Source organism: Staphylococcus sp. OJ82, from assembly GCF_000294465.1.
Taxonomy (GTDB): Bacteria; Bacillota; Bacilli; order Staphylococcales; family Staphylococcaceae; genus Staphylococcus; species Staphylococcus equorum.
The window spans coordinates 65,766-83,765 of record NZ_ALPU01000011.1; the positions used below are offsets into that span (position 1 = coordinate 65,766).

Annotated in this window: 27 protein-coding genes; 7 read left to right on the forward strand and 20 right to left on the reverse strand. The window is 28.1% G+C overall.

Annotated features, from left to right (window positions below; all coding sequences use genetic code 11):
- The first annotated feature begins 122 nt into the window (after positions 1–122).
- Entirely contained in the window at positions 123–257 is a 135-nt protein-coding gene (locus tag SOJ_RS14810) for a hypothetical protein (RefSeq protein WP_002508209.1), read from the forward strand.
- A gap of 235 nt (positions 258–492) precedes the next feature.
- Positions 493–669, forward strand: a complete 177-nt coding sequence (gene vraX / locus SOJ_RS14500) for a C1q-binding complement inhibitor VraX (RefSeq protein ID WP_002508210.1) — start codon at positions 493–495, stop codon at positions 667–669.
- A 94-nt stretch (positions 670–763) separates the two neighbouring features.
- Here vraX (SOJ_RS14500) and SOJ_RS11165 read toward each other — a convergent pair whose 3' ends face one another.
- Positions 764–994, reverse strand: coding sequence for a hypothetical protein (locus tag SOJ_RS11165; RefSeq protein ID WP_002508211.1), 231 nt, complete (start codon positions 992–994; stop codon positions 764–766).
- A gap of 463 nt (positions 995–1,457) precedes the next feature.
- Between SOJ_RS11165 and vraX (SOJ_RS14585) the strand changes: the two genes are divergently transcribed.
- Positions 1,458–1,625: a C1q-binding complement inhibitor VraX gene (gene vraX / locus SOJ_RS14585; RefSeq protein WP_002508212.1), complete on the forward strand. Its 168-nt coding sequence runs from the start codon at positions 1,458–1,460 to the stop codon at positions 1,623–1,625.
- Positions 1,626–1,900: 275 nt separating this feature from the next.
- Here the strand turns inward: vraX (SOJ_RS14585) and SOJ_RS11170 are convergent, their stop codons facing one another.
- Together SOJ_RS11170 and SOJ_RS11175 are read right to left on the reverse strand one after the other, a co-directional pair.
- The gene (locus SOJ_RS11170) at positions 1,901–2,338 is read right to left on the reverse strand and encodes a GNAT family N-acetyltransferase (RefSeq protein WP_002508213.1); all 438 of its coding nucleotides are present in this window, start codon (positions 2,336–2,338) and stop codon (positions 1,901–1,903) included.
- Between the two features lie 89 nt (positions 2,339–2,427).
- Positions 2,428–2,814 (reverse strand): VOC family protein, encoded by a 387-nt coding sequence (locus SOJ_RS11175; RefSeq protein WP_002508214.1) that lies wholly within the window; start codon positions 2,812–2,814, stop codon positions 2,428–2,430.
- 194 nt (positions 2,815–3,008) lie between these two features.
- Here SOJ_RS11175 and SOJ_RS11180 point away from each other — a divergent pair, with 194 nt between their 5' ends.
- Entirely contained in the window at positions 3,009–3,209 is a 201-nt protein-coding gene (locus SOJ_RS11180; RefSeq protein ID WP_002508215.1) for a helix-turn-helix domain-containing protein, read from the forward strand.
- Between the two features lie 98 nt (positions 3,210–3,307).
- Here SOJ_RS11180 and SOJ_RS11185 read toward each other — a convergent pair whose 3' ends face one another.
- From SOJ_RS11185 to SOJ_RS11205, 5 genes are all read right to left on the reverse strand, one after another.
- Positions 3,308–3,490: a hypothetical protein gene (locus tag SOJ_RS11185; RefSeq protein ID WP_002508216.1), complete on the reverse strand. Its 183-nt coding sequence runs from the start codon at positions 3,488–3,490 to the stop codon at positions 3,308–3,310.
- A gap of 129 nt (positions 3,491–3,619) precedes the next feature.
- Positions 3,620–4,429 (reverse strand): alpha/beta hydrolase, encoded by an 810-nt coding sequence (locus tag SOJ_RS11190; RefSeq protein WP_002508217.1) that lies wholly within the window; start codon positions 4,427–4,429, stop codon positions 3,620–3,622.
- A 223-nt stretch (positions 4,430–4,652) separates the two neighbouring features.
- Positions 4,653–5,147 (reverse strand): TspO/MBR family protein, encoded by a 495-nt coding sequence (locus tag SOJ_RS11195; protein ID WP_002508218.1) that lies wholly within the window; start codon positions 5,145–5,147, stop codon positions 4,653–4,655.
- Positions 5,148–5,158: 11 nt separating this feature from the next.
- Complete coding sequence (locus tag SOJ_RS11200; RefSeq protein ID WP_002508219.1) at positions 5,159–5,536, reverse strand: DUF1722 domain-containing protein; 378 nt, start codon at positions 5,534–5,536, stop codon at positions 5,159–5,161.
- Complete coding sequence (locus SOJ_RS11205) at positions 5,514–6,020, reverse strand: pyrimidine dimer DNA glycosylase/endonuclease V (protein ID WP_002508220.1); 507 nt, start codon at positions 6,018–6,020, stop codon at positions 5,514–5,516. Before SOJ_RS11205 ends, SOJ_RS11200 begins: the two co-directional genes overlap by 23 nt.
- Before the next feature lie 279 nt (positions 6,021–6,299).
- On the opposite strand from SOJ_RS11205, the gene SOJ_RS11210 reads away from it, so the two are divergent.
- Positions 6,300–6,572 carry a hypothetical protein gene (locus tag SOJ_RS11210; RefSeq protein WP_002508221.1) on the forward strand — a complete coding sequence of 91 codons (273 nt, stop codon included), beginning with the start codon at positions 6,300–6,302 and terminating at the stop codon, positions 6,570–6,572.
- Between the two features lie 289 nt (positions 6,573–6,861).
- Here the strand turns inward: SOJ_RS11210 and SOJ_RS11215 are convergent, their stop codons facing one another.
- Together SOJ_RS11215 and SOJ_RS11220 are read right to left on the reverse strand one after the other, a co-directional pair.
- Positions 6,862–7,620, reverse strand: a complete 759-nt coding sequence (locus tag SOJ_RS11215; RefSeq protein ID WP_002508222.1) for a GolD/DthD family dehydrogenase — start codon at positions 7,618–7,620, stop codon at positions 6,862–6,864.
- A 178-nt stretch (positions 7,621–7,798) separates the two neighbouring features.
- A complete protein-coding gene (locus SOJ_RS11220; protein ID WP_002508223.1) occupies positions 7,799–7,999 on the reverse strand; it encodes a cold-shock protein in 201 nt (66 codons plus the stop codon).
- A 909-nt stretch (positions 8,000–8,908) separates the two neighbouring features.
- Between SOJ_RS11220 and SOJ_RS14890 the strand changes: the two genes are divergently transcribed.
- On the forward strand, positions 8,909–9,382 hold the full coding sequence (locus SOJ_RS14890) for a DUF1648 domain-containing protein (protein WP_002508225.1): 474 nt from the start codon (positions 8,909–8,911) through the stop codon (positions 9,380–9,382).
- Between the two features lie 69 nt (positions 9,383–9,451).
- Here SOJ_RS14890 and SOJ_RS11230 read toward each other — a convergent pair whose 3' ends face one another.
- From SOJ_RS11230 to SOJ_RS11260, 7 genes are all read right to left on the reverse strand, one after another.
- Positions 9,452–9,856 (reverse strand): hypothetical protein, encoded by a 405-nt coding sequence (locus SOJ_RS11230; protein WP_002508226.1) that lies wholly within the window; start codon positions 9,854–9,856, stop codon positions 9,452–9,454.
- 132 nt (positions 9,857–9,988) lie between these two features.
- The gene (locus tag SOJ_RS11235; RefSeq protein ID WP_002508227.1) at positions 9,989–10,873 is read right to left on the reverse strand and encodes a PhzF family phenazine biosynthesis isomerase; all 885 of its coding nucleotides are present in this window, start codon (positions 10,871–10,873) and stop codon (positions 9,989–9,991) included.
- Positions 10,874–11,063: 190 nt separating this feature from the next.
- Entirely contained in the window at positions 11,064–11,255 is a 192-nt protein-coding gene (locus SOJ_RS11240) for a hypothetical protein (RefSeq protein WP_002508228.1), read from the reverse strand.
- A 203-nt stretch (positions 11,256–11,458) separates the two neighbouring features.
- Positions 11,459–11,641 (reverse strand): hypothetical protein, encoded by a 183-nt coding sequence (locus SOJ_RS11245; protein ID WP_002508229.1) that lies wholly within the window; start codon positions 11,639–11,641, stop codon positions 11,459–11,461.
- A gap of 179 nt (positions 11,642–11,820) precedes the next feature.
- Positions 11,821–12,036 (reverse strand): hypothetical protein, encoded by a 216-nt coding sequence (locus SOJ_RS11250; RefSeq protein WP_002508230.1) that lies wholly within the window; start codon positions 12,034–12,036, stop codon positions 11,821–11,823.
- A 252-nt stretch (positions 12,037–12,288) separates the two neighbouring features.
- Positions 12,289–13,656 (reverse strand): hypothetical protein, encoded by a 1,368-nt coding sequence (locus SOJ_RS11255; protein WP_002508231.1) that lies wholly within the window; start codon positions 13,654–13,656, stop codon positions 12,289–12,291.
- A 376-nt stretch (positions 13,657–14,032) separates the two neighbouring features.
- On the reverse strand, positions 14,033–14,551 hold the full coding sequence (locus SOJ_RS11260) for a DNA topology modulation protein (protein WP_002508232.1): 519 nt from the start codon (positions 14,549–14,551) through the stop codon (positions 14,033–14,035).
- A 516-nt stretch (positions 14,552–15,067) separates the two neighbouring features.
- Here SOJ_RS11260 and SOJ_RS11265 point away from each other — a divergent pair.
- A complete protein-coding gene (locus SOJ_RS11265) occupies positions 15,068–15,379 on the forward strand; it encodes a hypothetical protein (RefSeq protein ID WP_002508233.1) in 312 nt (103 codons plus the stop codon).
- A 166-nt stretch (positions 15,380–15,545) separates the two neighbouring features.
- Here SOJ_RS11265 and SOJ_RS11270 read toward each other — a convergent pair whose 3' ends face one another.
- The 3 genes from SOJ_RS11270 to SOJ_RS11280 all read right to left on the reverse strand — a co-directional run bounded on the left by SOJ_RS11270 (position 15,546) and on the right by SOJ_RS11280 (position 17,977).
- A complete protein-coding gene (locus SOJ_RS11270) occupies positions 15,546–16,271 on the reverse strand; it encodes a CPBP family intramembrane glutamic endopeptidase (protein WP_002508234.1) in 726 nt (241 codons plus the stop codon).
- A 41-nt stretch (positions 16,272–16,312) separates the two neighbouring features.
- The gene (locus SOJ_RS11275; protein ID WP_002508235.1) at positions 16,313–17,338 is read right to left on the reverse strand and encodes a DUF418 domain-containing protein; all 1,026 of its coding nucleotides are present in this window, start codon (positions 17,336–17,338) and stop codon (positions 16,313–16,315) included.
- Positions 17,339–17,755: 417 nt separating this feature from the next.
- A complete protein-coding gene (locus tag SOJ_RS11280) occupies positions 17,756–17,977 on the reverse strand; it encodes a hypothetical protein (RefSeq protein ID WP_002508236.1) in 222 nt (73 codons plus the stop codon).
- Between the last annotated feature and the right edge of the window lie 23 nt (positions 17,978–18,000).

Below are 18,000 nucleotides of genomic sequence, written 5' to 3' on the forward strand. Positions count from 1 at the left end.
AGATATTTAACAACTCATTTTTTTAGTATAATTAATAAAAATACTAACAAACTCATCATATATATATTCGTTTGTCAGTATGGCTGTATGGTAAACTATCTAACAAAGAGGAGCTTGATGTTATGAAAAAAATTGCCTTAGTCTCATTAGGTATTGTTTCATTTTCACTATTAGTAAAATCTATATTAAGTACATCTACTGATTACGGCACAGATGAATATATTGTTGAAGAAGATAGAACAAACGATCAATTTTAATCATTTTTTACATTGCAATTTTATCAAATCATTATAGAAATAGATAAAGCGAGGCTGAGTTCATATATACATTTCTCAGTCTTTTTATATCGTTTAATCACCCTTTTTAAAATCCAATTATTTCCTATTTGATCAAAAATGCTTTAATATAATCGTTAGGTAACATTTTACACTTAAAAGTTTTTGATTTCCTCTTTCTTGCACTTTCGTATTTCTATTTGATGAGGTGATAAAGATGCAAATTCTAAGAAAAGTATATGAAAACAAGGCACCTATTTATCATATAAAGACAAACTTAGGTTTATTAATTAAAGTCAAAACTGATGACAAATCGAATAAAACTGAAATAACTCACTTATTAACTGCCGTTGCTAAAGACATGGACGAAAAATTAAAAAATAATATTGAATAACGGAAAAGCTATACACCACTCGTGTTTATTCAAATAAAATACAGTCCAATAAATTGAATTAAATTCAACTTATTGGACTGTATCTTTATATACATTAATTCATAACAACTATAATAAAACCTACAAATAATATAAGCATAGATAATCTAGGTTTTTGCTTTCCGACTAATCCACTAAGTAAGACTAATGATAGCCCTACAATGAGTAATTGACCATTAAAAATTGTAATACCCATGGCATCACCAACCATCATAATCACACCATAAACAATGATCAATGCTATAAATATGCTACAAACCAATGATAGTATATTGAGTAATTTCATCTTTTACATCCTTTTAATTTAAATGATACTATTAATATAACTTATCGCTATTATAAAAGAAATACGCCACTTCGAAAAGTGGCGTGAAATCTCGAATCGAAAATATATTCCACACTAAAGTTTGGAGGACTTCTTGTGCTTAGTTATATTTACCCGTTTTTATATAATAAAAACCTAAATAACTAAATTTTGTAAATCGTTCTCAAATTATTTATTTGAACTTATAATTGATTTATCAATGAAGAATATAGCAATAAATGTAAATATTAATAAATTTAAATAAAATTAATCATACTGTTGGAAATGAATCCAACAAAAAGTTATCCTATAGTTAAAGTATTAATAACTAGCAATTTATTTTATAAAAATGATTGCTAGTAACGATAACAACTCAATTCTTTACTTTTAACCATTATGTGTTACTAATTATATTGAATTGTTTCAGATAAAAAAGGGTGATGAAATGGAAGTACTACGCAAAGTTTATAAAGATGACGAGCCTATCTATCATGTTAAAACAGATAAAGGTTCTGTTATAAGAATTAAAGGTTCTGATGATTTAACGGACTCTGAAACTGAAGAATTATTAATGTTAGTTTCTCAAGATATTGATAAAATGAAAAAACAATAAATCAGAAGCTAAAGGATATGCATTTAAGTTGGTGTATCAACCGGAGATATTCAAACAAACATTAAGGGGCTATCACATTTGTTTGAAAAAAAGTCTTTCTAAATGATTTTTCTAAAGACGATGAGTTCAAAAAGACCGAAATTACATCTAGGTAAACCCTAGTTAAATTTAAAAGAGTAGTTTCCATTTCGGAAGCTACTTTTTTTAAATCTATCTAATCCGTTTTGTATTAAATTTAAACAGTTCAAACACATTTCGTTTATTAAACCTTCTTATTATCTTGCCATCATTTCAAATTTAATATGTGGAATATCGTCTTCTAAATAAATATCAGAAACACCTTTAAAACCAAATGATTCATAAAATGATTTTAAATAGGCTTGCCCCAAAATACTGATGAGTGATCCACTATATTTTTCATTTATAATATCTATTGTTTTCTGCACAATGTTACGCCCAAAGCCTCGCATTCTATAGTTTTGTGCCACTAACACCCTTCCGAAGCTAATATGCGACTGGCGATCAACAATACGCGTGTATGCAGCAATGTGGTTTTCATCCTTCAATATAATATGCAAAGCTTCCTCGTCGTCTTTATCTATTTCTTGGTATGCACATTTTTGCTCTACTACGAATACTTTTATTCTTTCTTCTAAAATATGTAATAGTTCAATATTTGATAAATCTTTTGTCCGTTTAACTACTAATTCCATAAAACACCTCCTATAATTCTTAGAAAATAAACTAAATTAATATTAATGGTAATAGTTCAGTAGTCGGTTACAGTGTCTTTCATCATATATTATTGTTCTATAAGCTGAATTAAATTACCACAAGTATCTTTTATAACCGCAAGTTTGGTGCCATCAACTACCTTAGGTTCAGTATGAAATTCGACACCTAAATTAACTAAACGCTCATGTGATGCTTCCATATTTTCAACACCAAACATAGTTACGGGTATACCAGCACTATATAAACCTTCTTGATAATTTTTGGCAATCTCACTCACATTAGGTTCTAACACTATTTCAACTGGATTATTAGAATTATTTTCTTTTACGGTCAACCATTTAAATTCCCCGCCCATTTCAATATCATGTTTCAGTTCGAATCCTAATTTTTCAGTATAGAATTGTTTCGCTTTATCTTGATTATCAACAAAAATACTCATAGCAATAATTTTCATATGAATCCACCTTATCTCTCTTTTTCGAATTTTTTATTATTAATACATTCTAATCCTTCTCTTATTTAACAAGCTAAATTGCATAATACCAGTATATGATAACGCCTTTATAAGTTCACTGATTTGAAAATAAATAGTGTGTATACTACAATTAAATACGGATTTTATTACAACTCGTTTGGGAGTGATTAATTGTGAAAGTACTAAATGATTTACGTGAAAAATATAATTTAAGTATCTCTAGATTAGTTGTTAATTTAAATAATAACTATGGCAAAGATTTTAGAATTTGTCAGGTTTGGGATTGGGAAAATGGATACCGTCGTGTTTCAGAAAACGATATTGCCATTCTCGCAGATTATTTTAATGTTTCTAAGCAGACATTTAATGCATAATGCTATTGTTATATTAAGCTAAGTACGCATTAAGGGACAGAAATTCGAATAACGTTCTTAGTTATAATAAAGTGGAAAACAACAATCGTTTTCCACTTTTATTTTTTAAATACGACGGTAATAAAATAATCTACGCCTTCCAAACTATTTGTAACAGATGGTGTAACGCTCACAAGATCCCAATGTTGCTTTTCACTAACTTCTTGTAGGAATTCGTTCACTCGTTCATCGAAAGCTTCAAAACCCTCTTCATATTGCATATGCAATGTTTTTATCATCATAAATAATTTCTCTCCTTAAACATGACTTCTACACTTATTGTAAAATGTTCAATAGTTCAAAACAAACATTTCCTGATAGTTTATAAATTATTGAGCAATAATAATGATGTATACTTTAAAATTCCAAAGCTATTTTAGTTCATAATTTAGCCAATCTACAATTTCATTAAATATACTTTTGTTATAAGAAGATTCGTTAAATATTTCGTGTTGCAAGCCGTCATAAATATGAATAGATTTATGCTCTGAGCCTATTTCATTATATAATTGAATTGAATCCTTATAGCTAACTAAACCGTCTTCTTTACCATGTAACATTAATATATTATCCTTGAACTGCTTTGCGTTATTTTTTAAATACTCAACACCATCAAGTAATGTATAAATGAGCCCCATGGATATTTGTTTCGCATTTAAATCATCTAATTTATACTTTTCAACAACTGTTTGGTCAGAACATAATCCATCACTTAATTCATTTTCTACATATTCATATGGAGACATACTTCTATCTAGCTCACCAAATAATTTAATATTATAACGTGTTAATCCCCCCGAAGTGATTATGCCATCTACTGCATTGGGATATTGCGTACCAAATAATGTCACTGTATAGCCTCCCATACTATGGCCAATCAAGTATACTTTACCCTCAAAATTCGATTCCACATAATTAATTACTGCTGATAAATCTTCTACTATTTCATTCATATTACTATAATACGTTTGACGTCCTTCTGAGCGTCCATGTCCTCGTTGATCATATCGAATGACATTGAATTTATTTAAATTTAAATGCCTTGTTAATTCATCATAGCGATCTAAATGTTCTCCTAATCCATGCACTACGATGATATTTGCTTGTGCTTCTTTAACATCATTAATCTTCGTATAAATTCGGGTACTATCTTGAGAATTTAAATATTTTATATAATTCATAAAATACACCCTTTCATTTAAATTATTGCGCCTCAACAATTTTATTCTAACGGCTCTTTAAAACAACATGACTGTATGATTATTCATGCATGTATGAGTAGTAACATATTATATCTATACCCCTAAATTTCTAATATATTTTATTTTCCGTAGTATATAGAAATGGTTTAATTAAAAAAAGCCAACAAAGTCAGAAACTTTGTTGGCACTCTAAATTAAAATCTTATTTACAGAGACCATTTGAATACTCTGGGTTATCTTTATTTAACAACCAATTGCCAGTATTTAAATAGCTAGCATAACTAGACCAAAGAACATAAGGGAAAAGCAAGATACCTGAAATAGGCTTGTTTTTAAAAAATACAACAACGTTAGTCGTTACTGCTATTAATAAAATAAAACTCTCAATCAATGCGATGCCCCTTACTTTCTTTTTAAAATACAATAATGACCATAGAAAATTCAAACTAAGCTGAGTATAATGCGTAGCAGTTGCTGCTTTGGTATTTGTTCCATTGCCTTTAACCAAATTATAAGCTACACCCATGCATAAATATAATATTGGCCAAACAATAGGAAACGCATATCGTGGTGGAGAATACGGTGGTTTTTCAAATTTGCCATAATCTTTTGGTGCTTCTTTTGCAGTGATTTTGCCTATGATATTTCCACCCACAAAAGGTAATAATGTTCTCGTTAACATTTTTATCATTCCCATTATAATTCCTCCTATTTCAAATTTTTTATAATTGAAGATTGTTTTATATAATCAACGTTGTAAAAACAAGCCATACTTTTGAGAAATTCTAAAAGATAAGTTTCATCTATTTTATGTTGTTGAAATTGATATTTTAAACTTTTCTGGAATTCATTTTCTGATGAACTACGTATTTTTTTAAAATACCCCCACATATGATCATAAGCATTGATAATAGAACCTTCAGTTGGCTTTAATGTTAACGCATATGAAATCAAAGATGCTATATCTCCATATGTCGGATTTTGTTTCATTGTTTCTCTAATTTTATTGTAACTATTTTGGTCGTGCCATAACACTTCATATTTATATTGACGCCATAACTGTTCAATTTGATAACGTTGTGTCATATTTATCCGTACCTTTTTTAATACCACATCGTGGCGGTATTTTATCTTTTTTCCATTTATTGAATAATAATGTTTGATATAACTCAAATGCATCTTCACCGTGTACTTTATAATCACCAAAAACATAAAATGGAGGTAGTTTTTCATGTGAAAAATATTTTTGATATTCTTTTTTATAAACAATTTCTCTCAAACGTGCTATATCATTTTTAAAATCTACAGACCGTTTTCCTCCTCGTCGAATATGCTCTTCGTTCATACATTCTAAAATTTTGAAAGTATCTATAATATATGGTTCACCATTGTTATAAACATGAGCAACAATTGGATGTTTAATATAATTACTGTTTACATCAACAAGGTTTAACTTTGCTAAACATACTCTAATAATTTGATATAATTCTAATACTTGCTTCGATAGCCTTCTATTATCTAAAAAACGTGCACTTTTCTTATGGTCTGAGCTTATTCTGAAAATTTGCATATGCATCTTCCCTTACTTATATAGATTATGAATTCTCTAACAAAGTCATTTTTTAAATCCCTACATACAGTATTCACTTTTAAATATTTATATGCAAATAAGAGCTATTTCTCTCAATTTAAATTACCTCTAAAATAAATTAAGCTTCAGTAAATAGAACATTAAATTAAATACTTTTTATAATTCTTGTAAAAGCTTACTCTAAATTCGCTTAATATCAACCTTTGCCCAACTTTTATTTTACAGTTAATGATATGCTTATATAGGAGGCTGATATTAATGTCAAAATACATATTGTCGTATAATTTGAATTCTATTTCATATGGTTATGAAAAATTGCCTGCTAAATTAAATACCTTGGGTAATGCTTTGTATATTTATAGAGGGTTATGGCTTTTAAAAAGTGATTTAGAAAGAAACGAAATATACGAAAGTATTAAAAATTCTTTTAATTCAAACGATGATTTTTTAATATTTAAATTTGAAGAAAGTCCATTAGGTATGTTGAGCGAACAAAAATACGATGAAATCTTGCAAATACTTAATGATTAAACACATCCAAAATTACTGATGTGTTTTTTATTTACATAAATTTCATGGAATAATTCTTGCTAGTAAATCATATTAATACGATTTTAAAGTGCCTACTTGCCTGGGATATGGCTCGATCCTGTAGTCTCTCGCTCATATTATTCCCCTAGACGTCAGCACTTTATAAAATCGTTATTATCTCAGTTATATACACAAAATAAGTAAATCCTATAAATATTAATTTATAGGATTTACTTATTATTATTCATTAGTTATAAAATATCTTCATCTAAATATATATTAACATCACTTATTTAATCGTATTTCCACCATCTAATACAATGGTTTCTCCGGTCATAAAATTGGTCGCGTCACTTGCTAAAAATAAAGCGATTGCTGCTACTTCCTCAGGTTCACCAAATCTTCCTAAAGGGATACCAGCTAAAGCGTCTTCTCTTGCCTTACCTACCCATGCTTTATCAGACAATTCTGTTGCAACAATTGTTGGCGCAATAGCGTTAACATTAATATTAAATTTTGCCCACTCAAATGCCAAGCTCTTAGTTAAATTAACAATTCCAGCTTTTGTTACTCCATAAGCAGTATGTTTATCTAATGTTATTAAAGCATTTTGGCTTGCCATATTAATAATTTTTCCACTTTCACCTTGTTCAATAAATTCATTCCCAACTTTTTGAGCCATTTTAAACGAGGCAGTTAAATTTAAATCAATTTGTTTTTGCCAAATCTCGCTAGACATTGTTTCCGCTTTATCTAACAGCGCAACACCTGCAGAATTCACCAATATATCAATACGGTCAAAAGTCCGCTTTGTTAACTCAATCGCATTATCTATATCTTGTTCATTTGTTATATCACATTGAATACCTAGAATGTGATCACCTTTCAATTCTTTTACACTATCTTTTATATCTAATACTGCAACTTTAGCCCCTTTTTCTATGTAAAAATCGGAAATTGCTTTACCTATACCACTGTTACCCCCAGTAATAATAGCTACTTTATCTGTAATATTAAAATCTTTATCAAATCCTTTATAATTTTGCATAATATCCGCTCCTTTAACTATATATTAAGTATACTAGTTAAATTAAGCGCTTACAAAATAATCCTCTTATACTTTTCTAAATATTCATTATAATTTATTGCTATTTTTCTTTTAATTTTTAACATAAAAAAACACCCACCCCGTAGGGTGAGTGTTAAAGATAATTTATTATTTTAAATTATGCTTTGTTAACGTTAGCAGCTTGTTTACCACGGTCGCCATCAACGATGTCGAATTCAACTGTTTCGCCTTCTTCTAATGATTTGTAACCTTCAGAATTGATAGCTGAGAAATGTACGAATACGTCGTCGTTATTTTCTACTTCGATGAAACCGAAACCTTTATCTGCATTGAACCATTTTACTGTACCTTTATTCATATGAAAACCTCCGTGTGCTTTAGCACATATATTTGTAACTTGTTATTAAAAAATCCAAAGGAGTAAAATTCAATGAATAAGACTACTTTTAAAATTTCCGAATTAAAAATTACTTGAATACAAATATACTATGGTTATAACGCTTTGTCAACAACTTCTATAAAAGTTTGTGTTTCTACATTTTAATTAAACTATCAAATTTTAGTAAATATAAAATTAAATTACCTTTTATTACCTTTTTTACAACAAATTAACTTTATATGTAGTACAATTAGATATAATTAGTTATACATCGTTCAAAACAATTAAAAGTCACGAAAAATTACGAACGCATTCATTGTATAATAAATTCAATTTCCGAGGAGAAATTTATGCAAATCATTAATTATAATATCAATCTTGACCACGTCACTTATACTGTTGAAACTAAAAACGGGCATGTATTCACTCACAGTTTACCGAAAGATACCACTTCAAATAATATATATCGCTACTTAGAAATTTTATCAAATAATGTAGATGGAGCTAACTCATAAATGGGCATATTAATCATTATTACTTTCATAATTAGTTTGATTCTATTGATCATTAGTTTGTTTTCATTTTATGAATTTAATAATGAGCGCAAAATCATCAACGAAAAAAACTTAGACAATAACCATGAGTTAGTATTCAAAAACAATCTAGAAAACTCGTGTTTTTTGGTACTATCTTATTTATTTTATCAGCCGTATTTTTTGCAATTTCTATAATTTTATTATAAAATATAAAACGACAACAAACATTCTAAGTACTTATTTTAGAACTTAAACAAACCATTTGTTATAAAAGCATTTGGTTCTTTTTTATGAGCAATTTCTTCATAATACGACGTTAGTAGTGAATCTTCCAATTTTGAAAGGACATATCATGATCAACAAAACCTTGAATTTCACTGGTTTAATTTTTATTATTTTACTTTTTTTATATACTTCTATTAATTACAATAGTTTGCCAGAGAAAGTACCTGTGCACTTTGATTTATATAGTAACCCAGATGCGTGGGGATACAAAAAAGAAATATTCATTTTTCCAATAATAATTTTAGCTTTATGGATTTTCATGTATCTCTTATTTAAGTATTACGTAAAATTCGAAAATTTTAAATCCACTTTTGAGAATAAAACAATATCCAAAGACGCTATAAATTTCAATAGAAGATTCATTACTATATTAAATTTCGAGTTATCCACGCTTCTATCTTTCATGGGTATTAAAGATGTATATAACGCTACTGGCGGAAACATTGATATAGGTATATTTCAATTTGTCATCATTTTAGTAGTCATTTTTTCTACAATTATTTTGCACCTCTACAAGTGCTACAAACACAAATATTTCTAAAGTTTAGTACTTATAGTAGAACACCACTTAAAAGAGTTATTCTTCGTCTTTTAAGTGGTGTTTATATTATTATATAAACTCTTTCTGAAATGCTATGAGGCATTGTTTTACAAAAATACAGTCTTTATCTTTAAAATAGATGGCTGCTTCATATTGGATAGGCAAATTATTTTTTAATGTTTTAACATTTTCTTTCATTAAATTTGTCTTGCCTCCATTAATCCTGATATCATCACTCAAACAGTCTGGCGCTGTGAGGACACTTCGACCTATATCCCAAGCACTAAGTAAATTATAGAATGTTTCTGTATCTAAACTTTCCAGAAAATTTAACCCTTCACTTTTCGTTTCAGGGTTTTTAATAAATAGTCCAATTAATTTATCTACGACGTTTTTTCGTTTATCATTTTTACTTGTTGTATAAGCATTCGAGAGTATTACTTTATAGGTATTTATGACATTATTTAAATCCATAGTTATCCAACCTCTCTAAATATCTCATTTAAATTAACTTTACTATACCCTTATAGCAAATACAAAAGTATCTGTTCACTATTGTTATAAAGCATAAAGTTCTGCACATACTTTTTAAAAAACGCTTAATTTCTAAAATGATATATCAATTTCTTTTACGTAAACAGCATTGCCAGTTATTTCGATTTCGTTATTTTCTGCAACATTCACTATCATATGGCCATCCTTATTCATTTCTTGTCCTTGTTCTACAATAAGATTGATAGGCATATCACACTCTTTTTTTATATACTTGGCAAAATATGCCCCCATTACACCTGAAGCAGTGCCAGTCACCGGATCTTCTATTGTTCCTGAAAAAGTTGAAGAAAAATGACGACCATGCATATCCGCTTCTTCATAATAACTTTCAAGGCAAAATGGATGTACCGATGCGTTTGGTATTTCATTTAAAATTGAAGAAAACACCTTATTATTTGGTTCCATTTTATTAAAAATATCAAGTGACTTTATAGGTATTAAAAGTGTCCATGCCCCAGTGCTACCGTACATTATGGGTAGCTCATCGTCAAAATCCACTTCTTCAATGCCAATTGCTTTTGCTAAATCATATCTAGATCCTTCAAATTTTTTAAATTGTGGTAATGCTTGTTTCATTGTTATATGTATTTCCTTTTGCTCATTCTTTGTAATACGTATCGGTAAGACCCCTGCATTGGTTTCAATAGTTAGCTCTGTTTTATTTTCTAACCATCCGTTTGTCTTTAACGCATAAATGGTTGCCATTGTTGCGTGGCCACAAAGTTCCATCTCTTGTTTTGGTGAAAAATAGCGTATTCTAAGGTCTGCTCTATCAGATGCTATTGGAAAAGCTGTTTCATTAAATCCTACTTTAAAAGCAACGTCTTGCATCTCCGTTTCTGTTAGGTCATCTCCATTTAAAACAACTCCAGCGGGATTACCTTTATTTGGCTTTTTACTAAAAGCATCATAATGATACACTTTTATTGATTTCATCTATAACCCTCCATTTTTCTGTAACTTAATAGTTTTTATAAGCGTATCATGCATCCAAAAAACTGAAAATCAGAAAATGAAAAAACACTAGGTATCTATGGCTACCTAGCGTTTAACTTTATATCTATATTAATATTACTTAAAGCAATATATTTTTAATCATTTTTAGATATTAATAGCATTAACCACATTAAAAGAATGGAATTGTTTTACTCGCTTTCATAATATCTTTTGTAAAAAAGAATTGTCTACCTTCTCCAGTATATGCAGGGTTCAATATCATATTAGCTTTAGCACTATATAACCATTCAGGATTAATGCCAGACTTTAGTATTTCTTGGAATTCTTGAAAATCTTTTTTCCAATTTAAATTTGGCTCCATATTTATCACCTCAAAGATATAATAGAACACTTGTTCTTGTTTGTAAACAAAAAAAGAAGTAACTGTTAAAACAGTTTACTTCTCAAATATCACATTTAGATTAGAAGAAAATAAATAGAGTATCAATTTCAAGCGTGGATACGTGAAGTCGAGCCAAACTTGTTTAAACAACTGGATTACCTTCTATTTATTTTTTTATTAATCTATTTAGCCTCCCTATTATGCTTTTTTTCATACAAGAAAGAAATAAAACTTCCAAAAAAGCCTAATAGTGCCATAATCACACTACCAAGCAGTTGATCTTTTCCTGTGCCTATAAACATTAATAAGAAGATTAAAATCCCAATTAAGATGCTCATCCCAAGAGCCTTAACATATAATAACATTTATAATCCCTCACTAAATCCCCAAAATACCACACTAGACCATTCTATTATTTATATTTAGTATCGTAAACCGCCTTTTTACACTTTTCAGATATAAAAATAAGGCTAACGCAACGCTGCGCTCGCCTTAAATTATAATCTGTTAACTTTTTATTAATTAAATAAGAATGAGTAATTGGTCAAGTGTTGTGTGCATCATCAATCTTTATAGAAGTAATCTTCGCTACATTTACATAGCTATCACAATCTTTTAGATAAAAGTAATTATATCTATGAATACCTTTTTCAAATCTTTTAAGTGCTAATGCCTTATCAATTTTCCATATATTCTCCACATACTCACGATAAACATTACCATCGCTACATTCTATTATGAATACATATACATCACTCATGTGTTGTCACCCTAATTAATATTTTATGGTTCTCATACGTTAACTCTATTATCCACCTAATGAGTTAGGGTTGCAACATAATGTGGAGTTATTTATATCAAGATACTCTTGTGCATAATTTTGATTAACCGTTCCAATGATAAACAAACGTATTAATCATGAAGTAATTTATTGAACATAATGAGGACGTATAAACCACATTTCAGTTTCATAATATTCATTTAATGATTTTAAAATGAATATACTATACCATCAATTAATTTTTTTGTCTTTTATAGCCTTTTTATAATTTGACTCTTTATATTTCTCCCAATATAATTTTTCTCCATTCTTTCCAATAGTTGATTTTCTTTTACCTAAACAAACAGCACTAATCCCATTAGAAGATATACCTGTTTTTCTAGATGCTTCTGCTATTGAATCGTACACAATACCTGTATTAAGGCACTTCACTTTAATATGTCTATTTTTATTTTTATAAACTCCATGTCTTTTAGCTATATTGGTAACATGTTTAACAGAAACATTATATTTATTTGATATATAATTAGATGACAGACCTAATTTATAATCATTTAAAATTAAGAATTCATTCTTATTAAAACGTCTATCTGCAATTTGAGACATCATTTTTAATTTAATTTCAGTTGTTATTTTAGGTAAAATACTATCATTTACCGATTTCATTAAATAGTTAAAGTAACTTTTACTTCCATCTATTTCTAAAAGATTTATTTGATTATCTATACAGTACTTTCTTTTAATTTCATCTGAAATAATACTCTTTTCATATGAATTTTCCCACTTACTATTTTGATTATCTCTATAATGCTGTTCTCCATGTACCTCTATAGCCAAATTATCATCTGGTAAATAAAAGTCAATATACCTTCTTAATTCGCCTAATTTAAACTGGTGAATATATCGAATTGACACGACTTCTAAATAAGCCATTATAAACTTTTCTGGATAACTCAAAAAAGGTCTACAATAAGGGCATGAAATCCCATAAAAATATAAGTTCCGTGCTATAACATATTTTTCTTTATTACAATTTGGACAAATACATAATATTTTAGCATCGCTACCTATACTATACTTCTTTGCATCTTCTGGTTTTTTCAATAAAGGAATTAAGTGTTTTTTATTATGTAACCAATTGTCTTCCCAAACTTTTTTTCCTGCTGCGTATGGGCTTCCATAACCATAAGCTATATTGTATTGTGTTTGTTGAAAAATTTTACCTGTTTCATTACATTTAACTTTATAACTCAAAATGTTGTGACCTCTAGAATCCTTTCTTCTTAGTTGCTCCAATACAGTTATATTATTAACAATATCTCCTACTTCATATTTATGGTTTTTACTTATTTCACCAATTAGCACACCTATTTTCCCTTTAATGAAATTAGTATTAAAGATTATTTGTGTTTTATCTTTATAAACAACTTTTAATTTAACGCCACCTTTACATCTTTCATAAAAGCTTACATTTAGTACACCTTTAATCCCTTTATAATTAAATCTAACTTTCGCATTATTCATATTTATCCAATAAATAATTTCTTTATTTCCAAATTGTCTTTTGGGCAAATCTAATACATTGATAATATTATTCATAACGACACCTCAGTGTAATTATACCATGATATATATTGATGAATGTACGTTATATCCCTTGTAACTTAATCATGTTCAGTTGCTAAATATATAATAATAAGATCCTCTATGAATTAAAATATGCCAGCTATTCGAAAAAATCAAACAGTTCATTATACTAAATCAATTCTTATTAATGAATCTCAGATCACCTTAATATGCCATGTATATTTCTGTTTTTTAATACCAGAACAAGTATGAAGCTTACTTATTTATATGAGTGGACACAGAGTATAGACAAATTCTTCGGCTAATATTTCATCAACTAGGAAGGCGTCAGACCAAACCTCTACGATTTCTGTAACAGTTTAAAAACAATCCATAGTAATTTTTAGATTTAAATGTCGTTCTTTTCCACATTCATTCTAAATTGTTCAATTTCTTTAATATTGGTTAAAACAAATACTTTTTTATCGTTTTTATTTGCCTTAATTTTTTGTAATAAATATGGTTTTCTGTGCTTAGGAAAATTCCAAATATATTTTAAAAATGTGAGATTGATCCTTTCTTTGCAATCTTTGCCCATATCAATTCTAGTCTTACCAATATTTTTAAACAATCTCTTAAAAACTCTATAAAAACAAATTTTTCTTGGCAAATCTAAAAGTATCACACTATCTGCAGCATTTAATCTTTCATCTAATATACCAGTATAACTTCCATCAATAATCCATTTCTTTTTTTGCAATAATGTTTTTTGAATTTCTTTTTGTTCTTCAGAACTTGTCATAACCCAATTAGGTTTCCAAAATAATACGTCTAAATGAAAAACAGGTATATTTAAAGTATGACCTAGTTGTCTTGATAACGTTGATTTTCCAGAACCCGAAGACCCGATAACCATTATTTTCTCCATATATTTACCACCAATCTATTTAAATGAGTTTCATTCACTATACAATAATTTGATTGCTTTCATTCTTAGCAGTTACTTATATTCATTACAGTATAATTCATGTAGTTTATTGATTAAATCATATGTAAAACACTCAACTCTTTATATTTAACATTACCACTGATACTTAAGAAAATAATATTAAAATAGATTCATTTACTAAACATGCTACATGTTCAGTAGGAATAACGAATATCAATGTTTAGATTCATACATTTAAAAATGAACCTATTGACCAAGAAAAAAATAGAAACTTATAGAAAAGTAACTAAATAGCATGGATAGACTGGTATACTTAATAGTGATAGCACTATCAACTGACAAATATTATTCTAATAATCAATTAGTCCAAATACTGAGTTATTCAATAACAATTCAGTTCATTATAAAATAAATGAATTATTCATCAGGTATTTAATTTACCCTATTATTGTTAGAATTATGTAGAACGTTGTTTTTTAAAAGAGGAGAATATTTATGAATTTAAACGAATTTCAAGCACATATAGAAGATAAATTACCAGCGTTAGATAGCTTTTACGACAAAGCTATCAACTATCAACTAGAAAAGGATAAAAGACGTCCACCGAAAAAGCGCTGGTCAGAGGCAAAAATAGAAAGAGCAGCAAATGCGATGTATAAAGATTTGATGAAAGGTATATATGAAAAAATTAAATCTTTAGTTGAAGAAAGAGAAAAGAAACCGAATGATGTATGGATTGATTATTTAGAAAAATATGAGCTGTACGAACAAATAAACGAATCATTATACGAAATAGAGTTTGATTAAACAATCACAGGTTAACCTCGTAACCCCTGTATATTTCCATCTTTCACTAGTATAAATTAACATTATTCTATTTCTGTTTTTTTAAATATCATAACAAGTAGTAGAGGCTGGGACATATCACATGTCTCAGCCTCTTTGCGAAATGTTCATTCCCTATTAACTTTATTTAAGCCCCTTTATTAAATTTAATGACTGTGTAAATAAATATTGGAATTAAAATAATAAATTCTAATGTTCCTATAATGAAAATGAACACTTCAATATTAGCACTAACTATTTCATTACTTAAGATTAGAAAATCCCATAAACAGTGATATATAATAAGTGGTATAAAGCTCTTTAAATTTATTGAGAGGCAAGCATACACTATTCCACCTAAAAATACCCCAATCATTTGGTTTATCACTTCACCTATTGATGATCCGCCAAAAATATTAACTTCGTGAAATAAGGAAAATAATATCGCACTAACTAAAATAGCTGTTACTATTCCGCCCTTTTGTAAAAATGTTTCCAACACTATACCTCTAAATACTACTTCTTCACTAACACCAACTAAAAGTGTTGTTACTAATATTAAAGAAACCATTGGTATTTTGCCTGTAAAATCTCCATTTATAAAAAATACAACCAATGTAATTATGATTAGAATAATAAGAGGTAAAAACCAAAAAGAAAGCCGTATGTTAAATAATTTTTGTATTGAGAAAAGTTTTTTATACATAAATATAGAAAGCATACTCATAATAATTTCAAAGTAAATCAATACTTTAACCATTTCCGAATTCTCATAATTATAGCCAAAAATATAATGCATTGTTGACATAGCTAATGCCATAATTAACGTAATAATCAATACAAAAAGTAAAGCTTTCTTTCTTTTATTTTTCATCTTATTCCACTCTCTCATTAGTGTAATTTTAAAAACTCAACCTATTTTTTTATCAAGCTAAACCATTTCCAATAAGTTCCCATTCTCCATATATATTCCAGTGGTCCATATTTAAAGTATTTCAGCCAAATACTTGTGAATAACAATTGTAAAATATAGATTGCAATACAGATCCATAAAGTATCCATATAATCTACTTGATCACTATCCACACATAATATAACCAGCCAAATTAATAAAGTTTGTCCTACATAATTTGTAAGCGCCATTCTTCCATATAATCGTAATGGGCTTAAGATTTTAGCAAAGCTTCGTACTTTTATAATTAATAATAATAGAGAGACATAAAATAATGCTATAAATGGACTAGTAGCAACGATTAATTGATCATACAAATCTTTATTTTGAATATATTTATTAATCAATTCATTGTTCGAATTATCTTCTAAAAATTTATATGTAGGAAATACATATGACTTATTTAGCAAAATCCAACTTAATGCAGACATCACACCTGAAGCACTTACTATTACAATTAACACTTTAGTCTTAATGTTCTCAAAAATATTAAATTGACCAGCTGCCAGTCCTAATATGAAATATGGTATCGGTAATATTGTTTTATTACCTATATATAAACAAATAGCCAATAAGATTAAGCCAATGATTAAATTGATATATCTTTTAAAATAAAAACATGGTAATAAGATTAAGCCAATGATTGAATATAATAATAAAGCTTCTCCTGGTTGAAGCATTTGATGCAATATACCGAAACACGCTAAGATTACTAACCTTCTTATAAATACGATATTACTATTTAATTGTTTTGCTTTAGCATTGCGAATAAATATATAAAATCCGACTCCAAATAAAAATGTAAATATTGTAAAAAATTTACTTTCAACAAAAAAATCAATGAACTTTAAATAACTAGCCTGATCGTAGTTACTTGGTGCTGGCAAGACAAATATTGAAATTATATTAGTTAGAATTATTCCTAGTAAGGCAAAGCCTCTCATATAATCTAATTCTGAAATTCTATTGTATTTTACGCTCTCGTTCATATTATCCTCCTAAATTAAATATCTATTTTTTAAAGTTGACTTTCATTAAGCCAAAGATAATTTTAACAAAGGCGGGTATTAATACAACTTACATTATTGTCACACTTCATTTTATTAAATTTAAAAACACACCACTTCTTACAACAAAAAGATTATTTTGTATACGGCACCCTATTTCAACAATCTTATATTCGACAATACTAAATCAACACAAACTAAAAAGACTAAGCCACAATGGCTTAGCCTTATAATCTAACGTCTGCGGGAGTTAATTACATCATTTAATACCGCTATAGGTGTTGCTAAATCATGACTCACATTGTATTTCTAGCTGAGTCTAAAATATAAAAATCACAAAAACAACATAAGTCGTTGCACTTTGTACATATTCATTTTCATACTTGTGTTAGGTAATTATTAAAAAGTGACATTACCTTCAAATTTAAGTACAGTTTCTATTTTAACAACATGATTTAAGTTAATTACTTTATTTTTTGGTTTTGTCACAAACAATAAATTCTCGGATGATTTATCAACATTAATTTCTTTAGCACGTTCTAATTTACCAGTTACCAATAATAAATCTATACTTACAACGTTTTCTTCTTTCAATAAATCAGTTACTATATTTATATTCATTTTATAAATCTCCTTTTCTTCAT

Excerpts from the sequence above, each read along its gene's own strand:
- SOJ_RS11235 (WP_002508227.1), bottom strand. The coding sequence starts at position 10,873 with ATGAAATCAATAAAAGTGTATCATTATGATGCTTTTAGTAAAAAGCCA.
- SOJ_RS11205 (WP_002508220.1), bottom strand. The coding sequence starts at position 6,020 with ATGCAAATTTTCAGAATAAGCTCAGACCATAAGAAAAGTGCACGTTTT.
- vraX (WP_002508212.1), top strand. The coding sequence starts at position 1,458 with ATGGAAGTACTACGCAAAGTTTATAAAGATGACGAGCCTATCTATCAT.
- vraX (WP_002508210.1), top strand. The coding sequence starts at position 493 with ATGCAAATTCTAAGAAAAGTATATGAAAACAAGGCACCTATTTATCAT.
- SOJ_RS11250 (WP_002508230.1), bottom strand. The coding sequence starts at position 12,036 with ATGAGTGATGTATATGTATTCATAATAGAATGTAGCGATGGTAATGTT.
- SOJ_RS14890 (WP_002508225.1), top strand. The coding sequence starts at position 8,909 with ATGATCAACAAAACCTTGAATTTCACTGGTTTAATTTTTATTATTTTA.
- SOJ_RS11270 (WP_002508234.1), bottom strand. The coding sequence starts at position 16,271 with ATGAAAAATAAAAGAAAGAAAGCTTTACTTTTTGTATTGATTATTACG.
- SOJ_RS11200 (WP_002508219.1), bottom strand. The coding sequence starts at position 5,536 with ATGACACAACGTTATCAAATTGAACAGTTATGGCGTCAATATAAATAT.
- SOJ_RS11280 (WP_002508236.1), bottom strand. The coding sequence starts at position 17,977 with ATGAATATAAATATAGTAACTGATTTATTGAAAGAAGAAAACGTTGTA.
- SOJ_RS11230 (WP_002508226.1), bottom strand. The coding sequence starts at position 9,856 with ATGGATTTAAATAATGTCATAAATACCTATAAAGTAATACTCTCGAAT.
- SOJ_RS11170 (WP_002508213.1), bottom strand. The coding sequence starts at position 2,338 with ATGGAATTAGTAGTTAAACGGACAAAAGATTTATCAAATATTGAACTA.
- SOJ_RS11175 (WP_002508214.1), bottom strand. The coding sequence starts at position 2,814 with ATGAAAATTATTGCTATGAGTATTTTTGTTGATAATCAAGATAAAGCG.
- SOJ_RS11245 (WP_002508229.1), bottom strand. The coding sequence starts at position 11,641 with ATGTTATTATATGTTAAGGCTCTTGGGATGAGCATCTTAATTGGGATT.
- SOJ_RS11275 (WP_002508235.1), bottom strand. The coding sequence starts at position 17,338 with ATGAACGAGAGCGTAAAATACAATAGAATTTCAGAATTAGATTATATG.
- SOJ_RS11190 (WP_002508217.1), bottom strand. The coding sequence starts at position 4,429 with ATGAATTATATAAAATATTTAAATTCTCAAGATAGTACCCGAATTTAT.
- SOJ_RS14810 (WP_002508209.1), top strand. The coding sequence starts at position 123 with ATGAAAAAAATTGCCTTAGTCTCATTAGGTATTGTTTCATTTTCACTA.
- SOJ_RS11265 (WP_002508233.1), top strand. The coding sequence starts at position 15,068 with ATGAATTTAAACGAATTTCAAGCACATATAGAAGATAAATTACCAGCG.
- SOJ_RS11195 (WP_002508218.1), bottom strand. The coding sequence starts at position 5,147 with ATGGGAATGATAAAAATGTTAACGAGAACATTATTACCTTTTGTGGGT.
- SOJ_RS11220 (WP_002508223.1), bottom strand. The coding sequence starts at position 7,999 with ATGAATAAAGGTACAGTAAAATGGTTCAATGCAGATAAAGGTTTCGGT.
- SOJ_RS11240 (WP_002508228.1), bottom strand. The coding sequence starts at position 11,255 with ATGGAGCCAAATTTAAATTGGAAAAAAGATTTTCAAGAATTCCAAGAA.
- SOJ_RS11215 (WP_002508222.1), bottom strand. The coding sequence starts at position 7,620 with ATGCAAAATTATAAAGGATTTGATAAAGATTTTAATATTACAGATAAA.
- SOJ_RS11210 (WP_002508221.1), top strand. The coding sequence starts at position 6,300 with ATGTCAAAATACATATTGTCGTATAATTTGAATTCTATTTCATATGGT.
- SOJ_RS11260 (WP_002508232.1), bottom strand. The coding sequence starts at position 14,551 with ATGGAGAAAATAATGGTTATCGGGTCTTCGGGTTCTGGAAAATCAACG.
- SOJ_RS11185 (WP_002508216.1), bottom strand. The coding sequence starts at position 3,490 with ATGATGATAAAAACATTGCATATGCAATATGAAGAGGGTTTTGAAGCT.
- SOJ_RS11255 (WP_002508231.1), bottom strand. The coding sequence starts at position 13,656 with ATGAATAATATTATCAATGTATTAGATTTGCCCAAAAGACAATTTGGA.
- SOJ_RS11165 (WP_002508211.1), bottom strand. The coding sequence starts at position 994 with ATGAAATTACTCAATATACTATCATTGGTTTGTAGCATATTTATAGCA.